The sequence below is a fragment of the Kluyvera sichuanensis genome, assembly GCF_040930405.1.
Classification (GTDB): domain Bacteria; phylum Pseudomonadota; class Gammaproteobacteria; order Enterobacterales; family Enterobacteriaceae; genus Kluyvera; species Kluyvera sichuanensis.
Window position 1 is genome coordinate 1,189,419 of the sequence record NZ_CP162271.1, and the last position, 14,425, is coordinate 1,203,843.

18 protein-coding genes are annotated in these 14,425 nt (G+C 53.0%); 14 read left to right on the forward strand and 4 right to left on the reverse strand.

The window, feature by feature from the left end:
* Positions 1 to 7 precede the first annotated feature (7 nt).
* The 3 genes from AB2B48_RS05900 (at position 8) to AB2B48_RS05910 (ending at position 3,165) form a co-directional block, all read left to right on the forward strand.
* The gene (locus AB2B48_RS05900) at positions 8 to 1,054 is read left to right on the forward strand and encodes an NAD(P)-dependent alcohol dehydrogenase (protein ID WP_368301086.1); all 1,047 of its coding nucleotides are present in this window, start codon (positions 8 to 10) and stop codon (positions 1,052 to 1,054) included.
* A 121-nt stretch (positions 1,055 to 1,175) separates the two neighbouring features.
* Positions 1,176 to 2,069 (forward strand): LysR substrate-binding domain-containing protein, encoded by an 894-nt coding sequence (locus tag AB2B48_RS05905; RefSeq protein ID WP_368301087.1) that lies wholly within the window; start codon positions 1,176 to 1,178, stop codon positions 2,067 to 2,069.
* A 106-nt stretch (positions 2,070 to 2,175) separates the two neighbouring features.
* Complete coding sequence (locus tag AB2B48_RS05910; RefSeq protein WP_368301088.1) at positions 2,176 to 3,165, forward strand: zinc-dependent alcohol dehydrogenase family protein; 990 nt, start codon at positions 2,176 to 2,178, stop codon at positions 3,163 to 3,165.
* A 30-nt stretch (positions 3,166 to 3,195) separates the two neighbouring features.
* On the opposite strand, the gene AB2B48_RS05915 is transcribed toward AB2B48_RS05910, so the two are convergent.
* A complete protein-coding gene (locus AB2B48_RS05915) occupies positions 3,196 to 4,221 on the reverse strand; it encodes an SDR family oxidoreductase (RefSeq protein ID WP_368301089.1) in 1,026 nt (341 codons plus the stop codon).
* Positions 4,222 to 4,284: 63 nt separating this feature from the next.
* Between AB2B48_RS05915 and AB2B48_RS05920 the strand changes: the two genes are divergently transcribed.
* Positions 4,285 to 5,253, forward strand: a complete 969-nt coding sequence (locus tag AB2B48_RS05920; protein WP_368301090.1) for an AraC family transcriptional regulator — start codon at positions 4,285 to 4,287, stop codon at positions 5,251 to 5,253.
* Here AB2B48_RS05920 and AB2B48_RS05925 read toward each other — a convergent pair.
* Entirely contained in the window at positions 5,234 to 5,992 is a 759-nt protein-coding gene (locus tag AB2B48_RS05925) for a class I SAM-dependent methyltransferase (RefSeq protein ID WP_185666312.1), read from the reverse strand. The two genes, AB2B48_RS05920 and AB2B48_RS05925, sit on opposite strands and share 20 nt — an antisense overlap.
* Before the next feature lie 102 nt (positions 5,993 to 6,094).
* Here AB2B48_RS05925 and AB2B48_RS05930 point away from each other — a divergent pair, with 102 nt between their 5' ends.
* The 3 genes from AB2B48_RS05930 to AB2B48_RS05940 all read left to right on the forward strand — a co-directional run bounded on the left by AB2B48_RS05930 (position 6,095) and on the right by AB2B48_RS05940 (position 8,168).
* Entirely contained in the window at positions 6,095 to 6,880 is a 786-nt protein-coding gene (locus tag AB2B48_RS05930) for a helix-turn-helix transcriptional regulator (protein ID WP_220440085.1), read from the forward strand.
* Positions 6,881 to 6,945: 65 nt separating this feature from the next.
* Positions 6,946 to 7,416 (forward strand): MarR family winged helix-turn-helix transcriptional regulator, encoded by a 471-nt coding sequence (locus tag AB2B48_RS05935; RefSeq protein ID WP_368301091.1) that lies wholly within the window; start codon positions 6,946 to 6,948, stop codon positions 7,414 to 7,416.
* Entirely contained in the window at positions 7,413 to 8,168 is a 756-nt protein-coding gene (locus AB2B48_RS05940) for a class I SAM-dependent methyltransferase (protein WP_368301092.1), read from the forward strand. The genes AB2B48_RS05935 and AB2B48_RS05940 overlap by 4 nt, the downstream gene beginning before the upstream one ends.
* Positions 8,169 to 8,249: 81 nt before the next feature.
* On the opposite strand, the gene AB2B48_RS05945 is transcribed toward AB2B48_RS05940, so the two are convergent.
* Positions 8,250 to 9,227, reverse strand: a complete 978-nt coding sequence (locus AB2B48_RS05945; protein WP_368301093.1) for an NAD(P)H-dependent flavin oxidoreductase — start codon at positions 9,225 to 9,227, stop codon at positions 8,250 to 8,252.
* 148 nt (positions 9,228 to 9,375) lie between these two features.
* Here AB2B48_RS05945 and AB2B48_RS05950 point away from each other — a divergent pair, with 148 nt between their 5' ends.
* From AB2B48_RS05950 to AB2B48_RS05965, 4 genes are all read left to right on the forward strand, one after another.
* Positions 9,376 to 10,269, forward strand: coding sequence for a LysR substrate-binding domain-containing protein (locus AB2B48_RS05950; RefSeq protein ID WP_368301919.1), 894 nt, complete (start codon positions 9,376 to 9,378; stop codon positions 10,267 to 10,269).
* Positions 10,270 to 10,353: 84 nt separating this feature from the next.
* Positions 10,354 to 10,677, forward strand: a complete 324-nt coding sequence (locus AB2B48_RS05955; protein WP_368301094.1) for an antibiotic biosynthesis monooxygenase family protein — start codon at positions 10,354 to 10,356, stop codon at positions 10,675 to 10,677.
* The gene (locus AB2B48_RS05960; RefSeq protein ID WP_220440089.1) at positions 10,670 to 11,053 is read left to right on the forward strand and encodes an amino acid-binding protein; all 384 of its coding nucleotides are present in this window, start codon (positions 10,670 to 10,672) and stop codon (positions 11,051 to 11,053) included. Before AB2B48_RS05955 ends, AB2B48_RS05960 begins: the two co-directional genes overlap by 8 nt.
* On the forward strand, positions 11,046 to 11,759 hold the full coding sequence (locus tag AB2B48_RS05965; RefSeq protein WP_368301095.1) for an ArsR/SmtB family transcription factor: 714 nt from the start codon (positions 11,046 to 11,048) through the stop codon (positions 11,757 to 11,759). The genes AB2B48_RS05960 and AB2B48_RS05965 overlap by 8 nt, the downstream gene beginning before the upstream one ends.
* A gap of 47 nt (positions 11,760 to 11,806) precedes the next feature.
* Here the strand turns inward: AB2B48_RS05965 and tam are convergent, their stop codons facing one another.
* A complete protein-coding gene (gene tam, locus AB2B48_RS05970) occupies positions 11,807 to 12,565 on the reverse strand; it encodes a trans-aconitate 2-methyltransferase (RefSeq protein ID WP_368301096.1) in 759 nt (252 codons plus the stop codon).
* 647 nt (positions 12,566 to 13,212) lie between these two features.
* Here tam and AB2B48_RS05975 point away from each other — a divergent pair.
* The 3 genes from AB2B48_RS05975 (at position 13,213) to AB2B48_RS05985 (ending at position 14,331) form a co-directional block, all read left to right on the forward strand.
* Positions 13,213 to 13,365: a hypothetical protein gene (locus AB2B48_RS05975; RefSeq protein ID WP_368301920.1), complete on the forward strand. Its 153-nt coding sequence runs from the start codon at positions 13,213 to 13,215 to the stop codon at positions 13,363 to 13,365.
* A 181-nt stretch (positions 13,366 to 13,546) separates the two neighbouring features.
* On the forward strand, positions 13,547 to 14,005 hold the full coding sequence (locus AB2B48_RS05980; protein ID WP_368301097.1) for an STM2901 family protein: 459 nt from the start codon (positions 13,547 to 13,549) through the stop codon (positions 14,003 to 14,005).
* Positions 13,999 to 14,331: a DUF1493 family protein gene (locus tag AB2B48_RS05985; RefSeq protein WP_368301098.1), complete on the forward strand. Its 333-nt coding sequence runs from the start codon at positions 13,999 to 14,001 to the stop codon at positions 14,329 to 14,331. The genes AB2B48_RS05980 and AB2B48_RS05985 overlap by 7 nt, the downstream gene beginning before the upstream one ends.
* The last annotated feature ends 94 nt before the right edge of the window (positions 14,332 to 14,425 follow it).

Genomic DNA, 14,425 nt, shown 5'->3' on the forward strand with positions numbered 1-14,425 from the left:
TAACGTCATGAAAGTGTTAGGTTATGCTGCGACAAACCCGTCGACACCGCTAGCGCCATTCACCTTTGAGCGCCGCGAGCCGCGCCCGGATGACGTGGTTATCGATATTCTCTACTGCGGCGTGTGTCATTCGGACCTGCACCAGGCGCGAAATGACTGGGGGTTCAGCACCTATCCCATTGTTCCTGGCCATGAAATTGTGGGCCGCGTACGCGCAGTCGGCAGTGCAGTGACCAAATTTAAGCAGGGCGATCTGGCCGCTATTGGCTGCATGGTCGACTCCTGCCGCGTTTGCCAACCGTGCCAGCACGGGCTGGAGCAATATTGTGAAGAGGGTAACGTCCAGACCTATAACGGCCAGGACCGTCACGACCATTCCACGACTTACGGCGGATATTCGCAGTCGATCGTCGCCAGTCAGGATTTCGTTCTGCACTTGCCAGAAAATATGGATCTGCTGGGCGCAGCGCCGCTGCTGTGCGCCGGTATCACCACCTGGTCGCCACTGCGTCACTGGAAGGTAGACGCCAACAGCAAGGTCGCCGTCATCGGTTTAGGCGGGTTGGGGCATATGGCCATCAAGCTTGCCAGCGCGCTGGGTGCGGAAGTGACGCTGTTTACCCGCTCGCCGGGAAAAGAAGCCGATGCTCGCCGTCTGGGCGCTCATCATGTGGTGGCCTCTACTGACCCGGCGCAAATGGCCAACGTGCAAAATCAGTTCGATCTGATTATTGATACCGTGCCGTACGTTCATGAAGTCAATTCCTATCTGCCAACCCTGACGCTCGACGGCACGCTGGTCTTCGTTGGTCTGCTGGGCGATATGCCAGAAACCAGCACATTGCCGCTGTTGCTGGGCCGTCGATCTGTCGCTGGCTCCTGCATTGGCGGCATCGCTGAGACGCAGGAGATGCTCGATTTCTGCGGCAAACATGGGATTGTTGCTGATGTAGAAGTGATTGATATTCAAAACATTAACGCCGCCTTTGAGCGCATGCTGAAAAGCGATGTGAAGTACCGTTTTGTTATCGATATGGCTTCACTGACGGCCTGATATTTCGTCACGGGTCTGCATGGATTCGTGACGTTGTCACTAAACATCCTCGATTTACCCATCATATCCTCCATCGTATACTCTTCTTACCGCCTTCCTCCGCAAACGGAATCTGTCAGCTATGCGCGCTAATATTACGGAATACATGGATATTTTTGTTCATGTTGTTGAATCGGGGAGCTTTATCCGGGCTGCAGAACAACTGCAGATGCATCGCCCGGCGGTGAGCAAAGCGGTTCAGCTGTTGGAAGAGGAGTTGGGGGCGAAACTCTTGAATCGCACCACCCGCAAACTGAGTCTGACCAGCGAAGGTGAGATGTTTTACCAACGAGCGAAAGTACTGCTGTCTGAGATGACCGCGCTGATGGCAGCGTATTCACCCATGACGTCGGTACGTGGCAGCCTGCGGCTTGATTTTCCGCTAACGCTGGCGCATTCGGTGTTAATCCCTGCGCTTGATGAATTTCGCACCCGATACCCGGACATCGAAATTGTGCTGACCTCATCCGACCGCCGGATCGATCTCATTACCGAAGGCATTGATTGCGTCGTACGGCTGGGAGAGCTTGAAGATTCGAGCTTTATTGCCCGTCGGATCGGCAAAGTAGCGATGGTCACCTGTGCCGCACCCAGCTATATCGCACGTTTTGGCAGGCCGGAAACGCTGGAAGATCTGGCGCAGCATAAGGCGGTGAATTTCTTTAGCGACCGCAGCCGCGAGGTGATGCCGTGGACATTTGTGGTGAACGGCGAGAGGATTGCTAAACGGCTGGAAAGCGCAATTCTGGTTGATAACTCCGATATTCTTTTAACCTCCGGACTGGCGGGGGTCGGGCTGATTCAAGGCGTAGATGCCGCGCTGCGCCCCTATATCGACTCAGGCAGGCTGGTTCCGGTATTAACTAACGCCCCCAGCGCACCGAAAGCCGTGTCAGTGCTTTACCCTGATAAACGCCACTTATCACCGCGGGTAAGCGTGTTTATTGATTGGTTTAGCGAACTTTTCAGCCGCTAAGAATTGGTAATCCTGCGGCAACACAGCCGTAAGTTTCTATGGCTTTTTCCCTCGCCACGTCGGACGTACAGTGAGTCTCACGAATATTCCCCTATGAGGCTTTAACATGGCAAAGATCGTTACCTTTAACCGCACTGGCGGCCCGGACGTCCTGGGCATTACCGATATGGCAGTCGCCGCTCCTGCAACGGGAGAAGTGCAGATTCGCGTCAAGGCTATCGGCATTAACCGCGCCGAAGTGATGTATCGCACTGGACAGTACGTGATAGAACCGCAGTTCCCGGCAAAATTGGGCTATGAAGCGGCGGGGATTATCGAAGCCGTTGGTGCAGACGTCAGCGAGTTCGTGGTCGGCGATAACGTAAGCGTCATTCCTTCCTTTATGTTTACCGAGTACGGGATGTACGGTGAATTAGTCAATGCGCCGGCTCATGCGGTGGTAAAACATCCTGAGAATCTGACCTTTGTAGAAGCTGCGGCCAGCTGGATGATGTTTATTACTGCCTACGGAGCATTGGTTGAGTACGGTCATCTACAGGCCGAACAGTTTATCGTCATGGGCGCGGCCTCCAGCAGCGTGGGGATTGCCGCCATTCAGATTGCCAATATGCTCGGCGCTCGCCCGATTGCGCTGTCACGCACCAGCCATAAAAACGAGTGGTTGCGTAACGCTGGGGCCGAAGCGGTGATTGCTACCACCGAACAGGATCTCACGGCGGAGTTGAACATGCTAACGCAGGGCGCTGGCGTGAACCTGGTCTTTGACCCGGTAGGCGGACCAGACGTGGCGCAACTTGCCGCTGCGATGGCGATGAACGGCACCTTCTACCAGTATGGGGCGCTGGATGCCCGTGACTTATCAATTCCAGTGATGGATATCCTCGGTAAACACCTGCAATTCAGAGGTTATGAACTTTTTGAGATCACCACTGATGCCGAAAAAATGGCGCGGGCGAAAGCCTTTGTTTACGACGGACTGAAGTCTGGTCAACTGAAACCGGTTATTGATAAAACCTTTGTGTTTGAGGAGATTGCCGAAGCCCATCGCTATATGGAAGCCAACGGGCAGGTCGGGAAAATAGTCGTGACACTGTAACTAATCACACTGGTGTAGGCCGGATAATGCCTACACCAGATTAAGTGCAATAAGGCTTTCAGCGGTAGCAACAATTGCCTTATGCGGGTCACGCGGTTTCCAGCCCAGCCGCGTCGTTGCCTTTTCGTGGCTCACGCTCATATCAACCCCCAGTAATTTCACCATTCCCTGCATCACCGGATTTTTCTCCGCTGCGGCGCGAACCATCTCATCGCTCATTGGCAGCGTCGATACCTTGCTTGCAGCCTCTCCCAGCGCCTGTCGCAGCGTTTGCGCCACGTCGAGGATTGTCAGGCTATGCCCGGCGCTGGCAAGGAAACGTTCGCCGTTGGCTGCAGGATGCGTCATCGCCAACAGGTGCAGGTCGGCAACGTCGCGCACATCCACGAAACAGGAGTTGATATTCGGGCAACCTGGTTCACCCTCCAGCATGTTTTTGATAATGCGGGTAGAGTGGGAATAGTCGGCGCCTAATACCGGCCCCAGCACCGCGACCGGGTTAATAGAGGACAATTCCAGACCGTTGCCTTCGCGGGCAATAAACTCCCACGCGGCGCGTTCGGAGAGCGTTTTTGATTTCTGATACGGCCAGACATCACCGCTGACGTCGCTCCAGTCGTTTTCGGTAAACGGGCGAGGATAATCCGCCGGATGGCCGACGCCGATAGCGCCAAACGCTGAAGTTAATACCACGCGCTCTACACCCGCATCCCGGGCGGCACGCAAGACGCGCAGGTTGCCGTCGATGGCCGGATTCACCCAATCGGCCTCTTCGGTCTGGCCGCCAGAAGGGGTTGGTGATGCGCCGTGCATCACGAAGCGACAGCCTGCAACTGCATCGTCCCAGCCATTATCAGCGGTCAGATCCGCTACCACAAACGACAGGTCTGCGCCTGGCTCAACGCCACCTTGCTGTAAATTGCGGCGCACTTCCTCTTCACGATCTACGGAACGTACGGTGGTGCGTACCTGATATCCGTTATTCAGCAGAGCAATAATGCAGTGTTGTGCGATAAAACCGGTGCCGCCGGTAACTAAAACGCGAGCTTTACTCATAATACAATTCTCTTAATGCGATGGGCTTGAGACATAGATTAAGCAGCACCAGGCGTATTGTGAATGCTTGATAGTCCGCTTGAGTTGCGCGATAGTACGGGAATGAACATCGACCCGTTTTCTGACATTCTCAAACTGACGCGCGCCGAATCACTGGTGACCGGTGGGTTTACCGCCGGTGGCCGCTGGGCGCTGCGTTTTCCTGCACCGGATAAAATCAAATTCTTCGCCATTCTTCGCGGCCAGTGCTGGGTATTACTGGAAGGTGAACCGCAGCCGATCCTGTTTTCCACCGGTGACGTTGGCCTGTTAAGCGCTAAGCGGGCATTCGTGCTGGCGAGCGACCCGGAGGTTGAACCGATTGATGCCATGAGCGTTTTCTTTGGGCCTGGTAAGCCCCATGCGCCTATTGGTGAAGGGAACGACGTTGAGCATATTGGCGGTCACGTGCTGCTGAACCCAACCAGCGGCAAACTGCTAACGCACGTCCTGCCGCCGTGGATCCACGTTCCGGCAAACTCGCCGCAGGCCACCTCGTTTCGCTGGCTGTTGGATCAACTGGTGCAGGAACGTATTCAGTATCAGCCCGGTTCGCAGCTGGTCTCAACCCAACTGGCACAACTGCTATTCGTGCAGATTTTACGTGCGCATCTGCAAAATAACGATGCGTTACCCGCCGGTTGGCTGCGCGTTCTGGGCGATCGTCGATTGAGTCCAGCGTTACAATTGATGCACGGCGAGCCGGCGCGCGCCTGGCATCTCGATGAACTGGCTAAAGCCTGCGCGATGTCACGCACGGTATTTGCTCAGCACTTTCGGGAAACGGCTGGCATGACGCCGATTGCCTATCTGACCCAATGGCGTATGAGGCTGGCAGAGCAGGCGCTAAGCGAAGCGGGCGAGCAGGTGGCGGAAGTGGCCCAATCGCTCGGTTACGCCTCGGTTAGCGCATTTAGCAACGCCTTTAAGCGGGAAACCGGTTTGTCGCCAAAAGCATGGCGACAAACTGCCATTAGCGCGCCTGGAACATAATGGTGTCGCTGACAAAACTGCCGTCGTCGGCGATCGCAAAGTGCGTGCGCACCTCGTCGGAAACTTTATCCTGCAGGTAGCGAATGGCGCCGACAATATTCTCCGGGGTTTTCATCCGCGCCACCCAGGATGAAAATTCCAGGTGCAGCGTATCACCCACCAGTTTATCAATCATCATGCCGCGTCCGTTGACCATCGCCAGCCATTCGCCCTGGGAGTAGTTGCGGATGTGCGACGGGTCACGCAACATCTCAATAGTTTGCAGCCAGATATCGAGCATCGGTTTGCCGGGTGAGGCGATATCCATCATGATAAAACGCCCGCCAGGCTTCAGAACGCGGCGGATCTCCATCAGCGCGGCCTGAATATCGTGCCAGTGGTGCGCGGAGTAACGGCTAATCACAATGTCGAAACTGTTGTCGGCAAACGGCAATACTTCCGCTGGGCCTTGTGAGCAGGTTATGTTCATCAATTGACGATTTTTTGCCTCTTGCTCCACAACCGCCAGCATCCCTTCGGATAAATCATACGCGGTGACCTCTGCGACCAGCGGAGCGGCAGTAAAGCTGGCGTGCCCGGCACCGCAGCCAACATCCAGCAGATGCGCCTGCGCGTCATCGCTTAACCATTCGGCCAGGCGACGTAAATCGGCCCCCTGGGCGTGGACGTTACTCTGTAAATAGGCGGCGGCCTGGCCGCTAAACTGTGACTTTACCAATGCTTCATGATGGTTGCTCATACCGGACTTCCTCTGTTGTTATGTTCTTGTTAAAACGGACTATACGCCGGGATTAATACGGGTACAATATTGCCACTTATACTGGTATATCGAGTTACTACCATGGACAACACGGGACTGAAAGGGCCTGAGGCGCTAGGGGCATTTTTACGCGTCAAACGGGAAAATACCTCACCGGAAATGCTGGGTATTCCGGTGCTTTCACGCCGCAGAACAAAAGGGTTGCGGCGGGAAGAGGTGGCGCAGATGAGCGGGATCAGCACCACCTGGTATACCTGGCTTGAGCAGGGACGCGACATCACCGTTTCGGCGCAAACCCTGTCGGGGATTGCCTTTGCGCTTCAGCTTAAACCGGCGGAACGGGAGTACCTGTTTCTGCTCGCCCATAAAAGTGACCCGCTGGTTGAACAGGTTCCGGCGGTAGAGCAGACGATTTTGTCCGCCGTCAACGCGGTATCTGAACCTTGTTATCTGTTGGATCTCACCTGGCAGGTACTCTCCTGGAACCCCGGCGCTGCAGCGCTTTTTGCCGGATGGCTGGACGTAGATGCAGAGCCGAATATGATGCGATTTATGTTCCAGAACCCGCTGGCGCGTGAACTGGTCGACAACTGGGAGGTCCGCGCGCGCCGCATCGTCGCCGAATTGCGTTCCGACGCAATTCATTATCCTAACGACGCAACGCTTAATGCCTTTGTGCAACAGATCAGCGATAACAGCAGCGATTTTCGTGAATTCTGGTCGCAACAGCAGGTGATTGTGCGGGAAGGGGGCGAGCGTATTTTTCACCACGCTACACGAGGTGATTTGACCTATCGCCAGCTGAGTTGGCAGTTAGCGAGCAACCGGGCGCTTAAAATGATCATGCTGGTTCCAGAGTCGCGGTGATTTGCATTTAAAATACATTAGCGCTAATGTATTTTCATTCAACCCATGAATGAACAACGTGACGTATGAAAAATTCCCCAGGACTTGGCGAACTCCTGCGCTATTCCGCCGAACTGATCGATAGCGGCTCCGAAGCCGCTTATCGTGAGATGTCCCTCAACTATCGACCACGCTATACCCCCGTGCTGCGCGCGCTGGCAGCGGGGGCAATGACGGTTACCGATATTACCGCCATGACTCATCTGACGCAGGGTGCGGTGAGCCAATCCGTTTCGCTGATGGAGCAGGACGGCATCCTGCGCCGCGGCCCGCTTGACGACGGGCGCAAAAGCGGCCTGCACCTGACCGACCACGGTGAAGCGCTGGTAAGCCAACTCGAGTCACACTGGAAAACCCTTTTCACCGCCATTCATCAGCTTGAGAAAGAGGTCGGTTGGCCAATTTTACAGGTGCTGGAACAGACCGCGAAGGCGCTGGAAGAGAAGGATTTTGCTCAACGTATCGCCGAGGCGAAAGCGCAGGGAGACTCACAATGAGTGACAACGTCACGTTAAATAACTGGTTTGCGCAGGGCGGAAGCGACTACGCGCGCTATCGGCCTGAATATCCTGCGGCGCTGGGTGCCTATCTGGCAGGTCTGGTGACAGTGCGCGCTAGCGCGCTGGACGTAGGCTGCGGTACGGGTCAATTGACCGGATTACTGGCGGAACACTTTGCCAGCGTAGTGGGCACCGATCCTAGCGAAAGCCAGTTAGCCAGCGCGGAGCCACATCCGGCGATCCGCTATGTAGCCGCACCTGCAGAGCAACTGCCCGAGGCGTTCACCGGTTTTAACCTGATCACCGTCGCACAGGCAGCGCATTGGTTTGACCTCGACGCATTTTACCGCGAAGCACGCAGAGTTAGCGCGCCGGGTGGCATACTGGCCTTGATTAGCTATGGTGTGATGCAACTGGATGAAGAACTCCAACAGCGCTTTCACCGGTTTTACTACGATGAAATTGGCCCGTACTGGCCAGCTGAGCGCCAGTTAGTCGATGAAGGCTACCGCACGCTAGCGTTTCCATTTACAGAAATCCCGACGCAGGCGATGACCATCAATCTGGCGTGGCCGCTGAAAGGGTTGCTGGGGTATATCTCAACGTGGTCGGCGGTGAAAAGGGCGCAAGAGGCCGGAAAATCAGCGCTAGTCGAAGCGTTTAGCCAGGATATCCGTCGCCTGTGGGGTAACCCGGAGACGTTAAGGCAGATTGTCTGGCCCATCAACATGCGGGTAGGTGCGCTATGACCGAACTACCAAGCGGCATTCGCTACCAGGCCCAATTCACGGTACAGGCCAGGGATGAGCCTGGCCGCACTCATCCTGGGCTTAGGCTGTGAGTTGCTCAACCACGTCGGCGACGCTTGCCACCTTACGAATACCGCCAATCCCGGTTCCTAAAGAGACATAGCCGTCATCGGTATTACCTTCCAGCATCCCCACGCGAAGACCACGCAACCCCCCCATGGTGTTGGCGAGTTCTTCTTTGCTGGCACCGGCTTTGTCCATCGCTACCAACGTAGTCGTCAGCGTTCCCGGCAGTGAACGGTAGTAGTCTGGTAGGGTGCGGAACAGGCTCAGGTCCAGGCCGTTGGCGGCGACAATCTTATCCTTCAACGATGACGGTACGCGACTCTCCTCGGTGCTGATAAAGACCGAGCCGGCAAAAACGCCTTCTGCGCCCAGCGCATGCGCCGCGCGGGCCGTACGTTTATCAACGATGCCTCCAGCCGCCAGCACGGGTACCTTTTCCACCGCGTCAGCAATCAGCGGCACGATAGAAAACGTCCCCAGAATAGTGCCAGGCAATGTGCCACCTTCATCAAATCCTGTCGCTACGATAATGTCCGCTCCGGCACGTTCCGCCTCTCGGGTGTTTTCAGGAGTAGGGTTGATATCACGATAAATAATGGTAATGCCCGCCGCTTTTAGCTCGTCAAACAGTGCCGGAATAATCGTGCCATCGCCATATCCGGTGTAAACCACCACTTTCACTGCCTCTTCTTTGATAACCGGCAGAATCGCGGGCGTCCAGATATCGTTTTCCGCGCTTGGGATCAGATTCACACCAAAGGGTTTATCAGTCAGTTTTTTAGTTTTACGGATCTCTTCGCGCATTTTCTCCGCCGTGGCTTCCGGGGTTGAAACTGCCGTTTCCGCGGTTAACCCGGCGTTTGGCCCTAACACGCCAAGACCTCCGGCATTGCTGACGGCTGCCACCAGTCGGGCATCGGTCAACCAGGAGAGTGGCCCCTGAATTACCGGTTTTTCAATGCCAAGAATTTCACAGATACGGTTATTTTTCATAATGTTATTTCCTTTTTGCAGCGCGAGTGTGCTGGAATGCGTGCAGTGTAGGCGTGTTTATTGTTCTGAAAAATAGTGAAAATTGTGCATCACTATTATTAAATGGATAACAATCAATGCCTCGTTCTGGATGTTTGTCGCCATGCAGATAAATCTGTTTGAAAACATTAAAATTTTTATTGAGATCGTCGATGCGGGTAGCTTTAGCCAGGCCGCCGAAAACCTGCAGATTCACCGTCCGGCAGTCACTAAAGCGGTTCAGCAGCTGGAAAAAGAGAGTGGGGTGCGGCTATTACAGCGCACAACCCGACGTATCTATCTGACGCCGGAAGGGGAAGAATTTTATCGTCGTAGTAAGCCGCTACTGGCACAGGCCGACGATCTGCTGGAGTCATTTTCATCTGACCGTCCGCTGCACGGTCAGCTCCGGGTGGATATGCCTATCGCCTTCGCTCGCCTGGTAGTGGTTCCGAATTTGCCTTCCTTGTATGCCGCACATCCGAATCTTGAGCTTATTCTCAGCAGCTCCGACATGCGGCGGGATATGTTACGGGATGGGCTAGACTGCGTATTGCGTATGGGTGACCTGGATGATGGCGATTATGTCGCACGCTCCCTCGGCAATATCAAAATGACCACCTGCGCCAGCCCTGAATACCTTGCTCGCCACGGCACGCCGCAAACCCTGGACGACCTTCAGGCACACCACCAGGGCGTCAATTGGATCAACAGCAGCAGTCGGCAGGTGATGCCCTGGCGTTTTGAATCGGCGACGGGCGTGGAAGAGATCGCGCTACCGGGTAAGCTTATCCTCGATAATTCCGAGGTATACATTGCCGCCGGACTGGCAGGTTTAGGGTTATTACAGGGGATGAATTTCTTTTTGCAGCCCTATATCGACAGCGGCCAGCTGGTTGAAGTATTGCCGAATTACCCATGCCCGCGGAGACGATTATCGTTGATGTATCCGCATCGCCATTTGTCGCATAAGGTCCGCGTCTTTGCCGACTGGGTAGATGGCCTGCTGGATGATTTGCGCTAACGCGGCATTCACATTTCGTTCCCCATCGAAGTATTAAGCTTGCTGCACGCTATAGTGGGCTTATTCCACCGACTGGAGATCACGATGATTGCCGTACTTTTTGAAGCCCACGCCGTTGCCGAAAGGCAAGCACGCTACCTTGAACTTGCTGCTGAACTTCGTCGGGAACTCGAAAAAATCGAGGGATTTATCGACATTGAGCGCTTTCAGAGCTTGAGCACTGAAGGGAAAATTCTATCGCTTTCCTGGTGGGAAAACGAAGATGCGGTTCTCGCGTGGAAAGGCAACGTTCTGCATCAGGCCGCACAGCGTGAAGGCCAGCAAACGATCTTTGCCAGCTATCGTATTCGGGTGGTTCAGGTCATCCGCGAGTACTCATCTGAAACGAGGCGTTCCCATCATGTATGATATCCACGTTATTATGCGTAATATTCCCGGAGAGCTGGGACGGCTGGGTTCAACCCTTGGAAAAATGGGGGTTGGGCTTGAAGGTGGCGGCCTTTTTAGCGTTGGTGACCACTCTCATGCCCATTTTCTGGTTGAGGACGGTGAGCGCGCCCGGAAGGTCCTGGAGCACGCGGGGATACCGGTAGCCGCCGTGACTAAGCCGCTGATTCGGCGATTAACGCAGGCACGTCCTGGAGAACTGGGTGAGATAGCCAGCGTGCTGGCAGAGCAGGGAGTTAACATCCGTGTACAGTACAGCGATCATGCTAATCGACTGATTTTACTGACAGACAATAACGAGCTTGCCGCTCATATCACCGGACAATGGGATGAATAAACCCCTCAGCAGTTCCCCGGCACAGAATGACGCCGAGGTACTTGAAAGCGCTATGTCAGAAGTGGCCACTGCGATGGCTGACCCTTCAAGGGTTAGCATGCTGTGCGCATTGATGGATGGCAGGGCCTGGACGGCGACGGAGTTGAGTGCGGTGGCCGACGTCGCACCATCTACCGCCAGCGCGCATCTTACAAAATTAGTGCAGGGGCGACTAATCGGCTGTTTGTCACAGGGTCGACACCGTTATTATCGGCTAGCGAGCAGCGAGGTCGCTATGTTACTGGAGACGCTGATGGGCGTTTCCATGCGCACACAGCCTGCAATGAAAATCAGTACGCCGGTACATTTGCGTAAGGCGCGCACCTGCTACGATCACCTGGCCGGTGAGGTGGCCGTCAGTATTTACGCTTTTATGCAGGAACAAGGCTGGATTACCTCAGAAGGAACCGCGCTTTCGCCCGTGGGACTCACTGGCTTTCACCAGATTGGCGCGACGTTAAAAAACCAAACCCGGCGAAAAACCGCATGTGCCTGTCTCGACTGGAGCGAACGTCGGCCACATCTGGGCGGCAATGCCGGCGCCGCGTTGCTGGCTGCTTTTGAATCTCATGGCTGGATTGAGCGTATTGAGGGTTACCGGGAAGTCCGATTTACCGACGAGGGAAGAAGGGCGCTAGCGCGATTTTTTGCAATTCACGATGTTTAATCACGATAGTGATACCGGAAACCCGGTATCACCTGATGCCTTTACTTTCAGCGGGTTCGCTGCGCGACCATAAAGAGTCGTGGAAAGGCCAGCAATATCTTCCCGTCAGCCTGTTTCGGATAGCACTCCTGCAGCCGTTGATGATAACGCGCAAGATATAGCTGCTTTTCTTGCTCATTCAAATCCTGTATCCACGGTCGTAACCCTGTCGCGCTAACCCAATCAATAATCGCCTGATGTGAATCCATTTTGTGGTAATAGGTCGTGCGCCAAATATCCGCTTCGCAGCCGGCATGACTGAGAATGTCGTAATAAGCATGCACGCTAGGCAACGGACCGCGTCCTCGATTCGGATGCCCTTGTTCCTGAGCAACTTCACGCATCAAAACGTGGGAAGGTTCATCCCAGTTATAAGGCATCTGAACGGCAATAAATCCTTTATTTTTCAGCAGACTAACGAGATATGGGAGCAGCGTATCATGACCGGAAATCCACTGGAGTGAAGCATTGGCATAAATCACATCCGGAGGCGTTTCCGGCTGAAAATGGCGGATATCTTCTTCAATAAAATGGCAGGTTGGTAATCGTTTTCGCGCTTCCTCAAGCATCGATGGCGATGAGTCAATTCCAGTAATATTGGCATTTGGCCATCGATAGTGGAGTAATTCAGTGCTGTTACCCGGCCCGCAGCCAAGATCGATAGCAGAAACAACATCATTAAGCTGAACGCGAGCCAGCAGTTCAGCGGCAGGTCTTGAGCGTTCTGCACCAAACTGCAGGTACAGGGTTGGGTTCCAGTCAGACATTATCAATTTCCTTAGCGGCGTTGTAAGGCTCGATGTTTATGGTATATGTTACTTAACGTGTGATTAAGAACATACCACATTCCAGTTTTCGCCATCAATTTGACCATCTGACAATCTATACTGGGCAACTTCTTGAACCGGCTTTGCTTTATCAATCAAATCTGAACTAATTATTTATCGTAGGGGGATCCAATGCTATTGGCAGGGGAATTATAAACACCGTCTCTCAAGACTTCTAATGTTTTTGCTTAACTCCTGAATCTGTTTGCTTTGTTTGCTTAATGCAAGTTCGAGTCGTGTGATTGTTTCGATTGCCACGCCATGGGTGACCTTTTTCTTTTTCCAGAAAGATAATGACATTAGGAATCCAGCCTTAATAAGGAAAAAATCATTTCCTTATAAAATTTGATGAGCATCCATACAATAAAAGCTCTACATCATGATTTCATGAGCGACCAAGGCATTTCACATTTTCCAGTATAATGACTGGGTATTCACTGATGTTGTAGTTGCACATATTTATCGTCAGGTGTAAGACGGCATTAATTGTATAACAATGGTCAGTTTCTAGACGCGATTTGTTTTGATGCACCTGTAGGTCGACGACCGTTCAGCTTAAATCTGGTCAGACTGTGCTTCTTGGCGGGATGGTTGATAACAGGGACAGTGAACCTGATTCGTCAGTATCGTGGGTTTCAAAAATTCCGCTGATAGGTACGCTCTTTACCTCCAAAAGCACCAACGCCAGCAAACGAACGCTGTACATGCTCATTCGTGCCCGTGTCGTTAATCCACTTTGAACGCCGGGAAGCAGGGCGAATCTTCATTTTTCAGCTATCAGCCATCGCTGGCTTTTCTGTTTTTTGCGGCCGCAGGTCATTCCGACATCGACATGGCCAGTTGATGAAATTGATGCCTTACAGCGTGTGTGACAGAATGGTGGTCGGAACAAATTGTTATCATGTAGCAGGAGATTATCGTATGGATACAGTTGAAGAATTAAATAATACTTATTTTTATGCTGGGCGTTCGAATCTTAGCGCCAGTCAGTTGCTGTTTATGATTTTCTGCGAAAACACCGCCAGTCAGTTAGGTGTGCAGGATTTCGGGGCGATAGTGTCTATTGTGGCTGGGCTGAATATTTTGCCTACACGGACAAAACCGCGTGGTGCCATTGAAGGGACTTCGTTAGCTTCCCGTGGTTCTCGTAAAGTATTTGGTACTGCTAAATTTCCCTGGGGAATACAGTTGCCATCTGTGATAGGTGGATACCCACCATCAACATTAAAAATAAAAATGGTTGCAAAAATTAGCGCATTTACCGGTCGTGCTATACCTGTTGTCGGATGGATTATTCTGGCCTCTGATGTGTCGCAGATTGCATATCGTACAGTCAGGGATTACAACCGTATTGCCAGAGGAAGTGATAAAATATGGTAAGTGATACTCTTGAACAGCGGATTTATGAATTGGTAAGAAGCCATGATGGAATTTACCTTTTTAAGAAAAAAGAACTGACTCCGACAACGGATTTGGATTCAGATCTACGGTTGGAAGATGATGAAGCACTGGCTCTGATGGATGATTTTTTCACAAAATTTGATGTAGATAGGGGGGATTTTTCGATCACAACATACTATCCACCAGAACTACCGCTAAAGTATTTGCTTAATCCGTTCCGCAAAAACGATATTCCTCAGGTGCCGGATTTCACGATAGGTATGCTCATTGAGTCTGCCAGGGTTGGTCGTTGGCTGTATGACTGATTCACGTCGTAGACGTCACTTTTGGCCCTGCGCAGCACTGGTGCGCATAATGTATATTATGTTAAATTGCATCTGGTATCGCTAGCTCACTGGT

What these genes read in the sequence shown, in the direction of transcription:
- AB2B48_RS05900 (WP_368301086.1), top strand. Translation starts at nt 8, where the DNA reads ATGAAAGTGTTAGGTTATGCTGCGACAAACCCGTCGACACCGCTAGCG.
- AB2B48_RS05905 (WP_368301087.1), top strand. Translation starts at nt 1,176, where the DNA reads ATGCGCGCTAATATTACGGAATACATGGATATTTTTGTTCATGTTGTT.
- AB2B48_RS05910 (WP_368301088.1), top strand. Translation starts at nt 2,176, where the DNA reads ATGGCAAAGATCGTTACCTTTAACCGCACTGGCGGCCCGGACGTCCTG.
- AB2B48_RS05915 (WP_368301089.1), bottom strand. Translation starts at nt 4,221, where the DNA reads ATGAGTAAAGCTCGCGTTTTAGTTACCGGCGGCACCGGTTTTATCGCA.
- AB2B48_RS05920 (WP_368301090.1), top strand. Translation starts at nt 4,285, where the DNA reads ATGCTTGATAGTCCGCTTGAGTTGCGCGATAGTACGGGAATGAACATC.
- AB2B48_RS05925 (WP_185666312.1), bottom strand. Translation starts at nt 5,992, where the DNA reads ATGAGCAACCATCATGAAGCATTGGTAAAGTCACAGTTTAGCGGCCAG.
- AB2B48_RS05930 (WP_220440085.1), top strand. Translation starts at nt 6,095, where the DNA reads ATGGACAACACGGGACTGAAAGGGCCTGAGGCGCTAGGGGCATTTTTA.
- AB2B48_RS05935 (WP_368301091.1), top strand. Translation starts at nt 6,946, where the DNA reads ATGAAAAATTCCCCAGGACTTGGCGAACTCCTGCGCTATTCCGCCGAA.
- AB2B48_RS05940 (WP_368301092.1), top strand. Translation starts at nt 7,413, where the DNA reads ATGAGTGACAACGTCACGTTAAATAACTGGTTTGCGCAGGGCGGAAGC.
- AB2B48_RS05945 (WP_368301093.1), bottom strand. Translation starts at nt 9,227, where the DNA reads ATGAAAAATAACCGTATCTGTGAAATTCTTGGCATTGAAAAACCGGTA.
- AB2B48_RS05955 (WP_368301094.1), top strand. Translation starts at nt 10,354, where the DNA reads ATGATTGCCGTACTTTTTGAAGCCCACGCCGTTGCCGAAAGGCAAGCA.
- AB2B48_RS05960 (WP_220440089.1), top strand. Translation starts at nt 10,670, where the DNA reads ATGTATGATATCCACGTTATTATGCGTAATATTCCCGGAGAGCTGGGA.
- AB2B48_RS05965 (WP_368301095.1), top strand. Translation starts at nt 11,046, where the DNA reads ATGAATAAACCCCTCAGCAGTTCCCCGGCACAGAATGACGCCGAGGTA.
- tam (WP_368301096.1), bottom strand. Translation starts at nt 12,565, where the DNA reads ATGTCTGACTGGAACCCAACCCTGTACCTGCAGTTTGGTGCAGAACGC.
- AB2B48_RS05975 (WP_368301920.1), top strand. Translation starts at nt 13,213, where the DNA reads ATGGTTGATAACAGGGACAGTGAACCTGATTCGTCAGTATCGTGGGTT.
- AB2B48_RS05980 (WP_368301097.1), top strand. Translation starts at nt 13,547, where the DNA reads ATGGATACAGTTGAAGAATTAAATAATACTTATTTTTATGCTGGGCGT.
- AB2B48_RS05985 (WP_368301098.1), top strand. Translation starts at nt 13,999, where the DNA reads ATGGTAAGTGATACTCTTGAACAGCGGATTTATGAATTGGTAAGAAGC.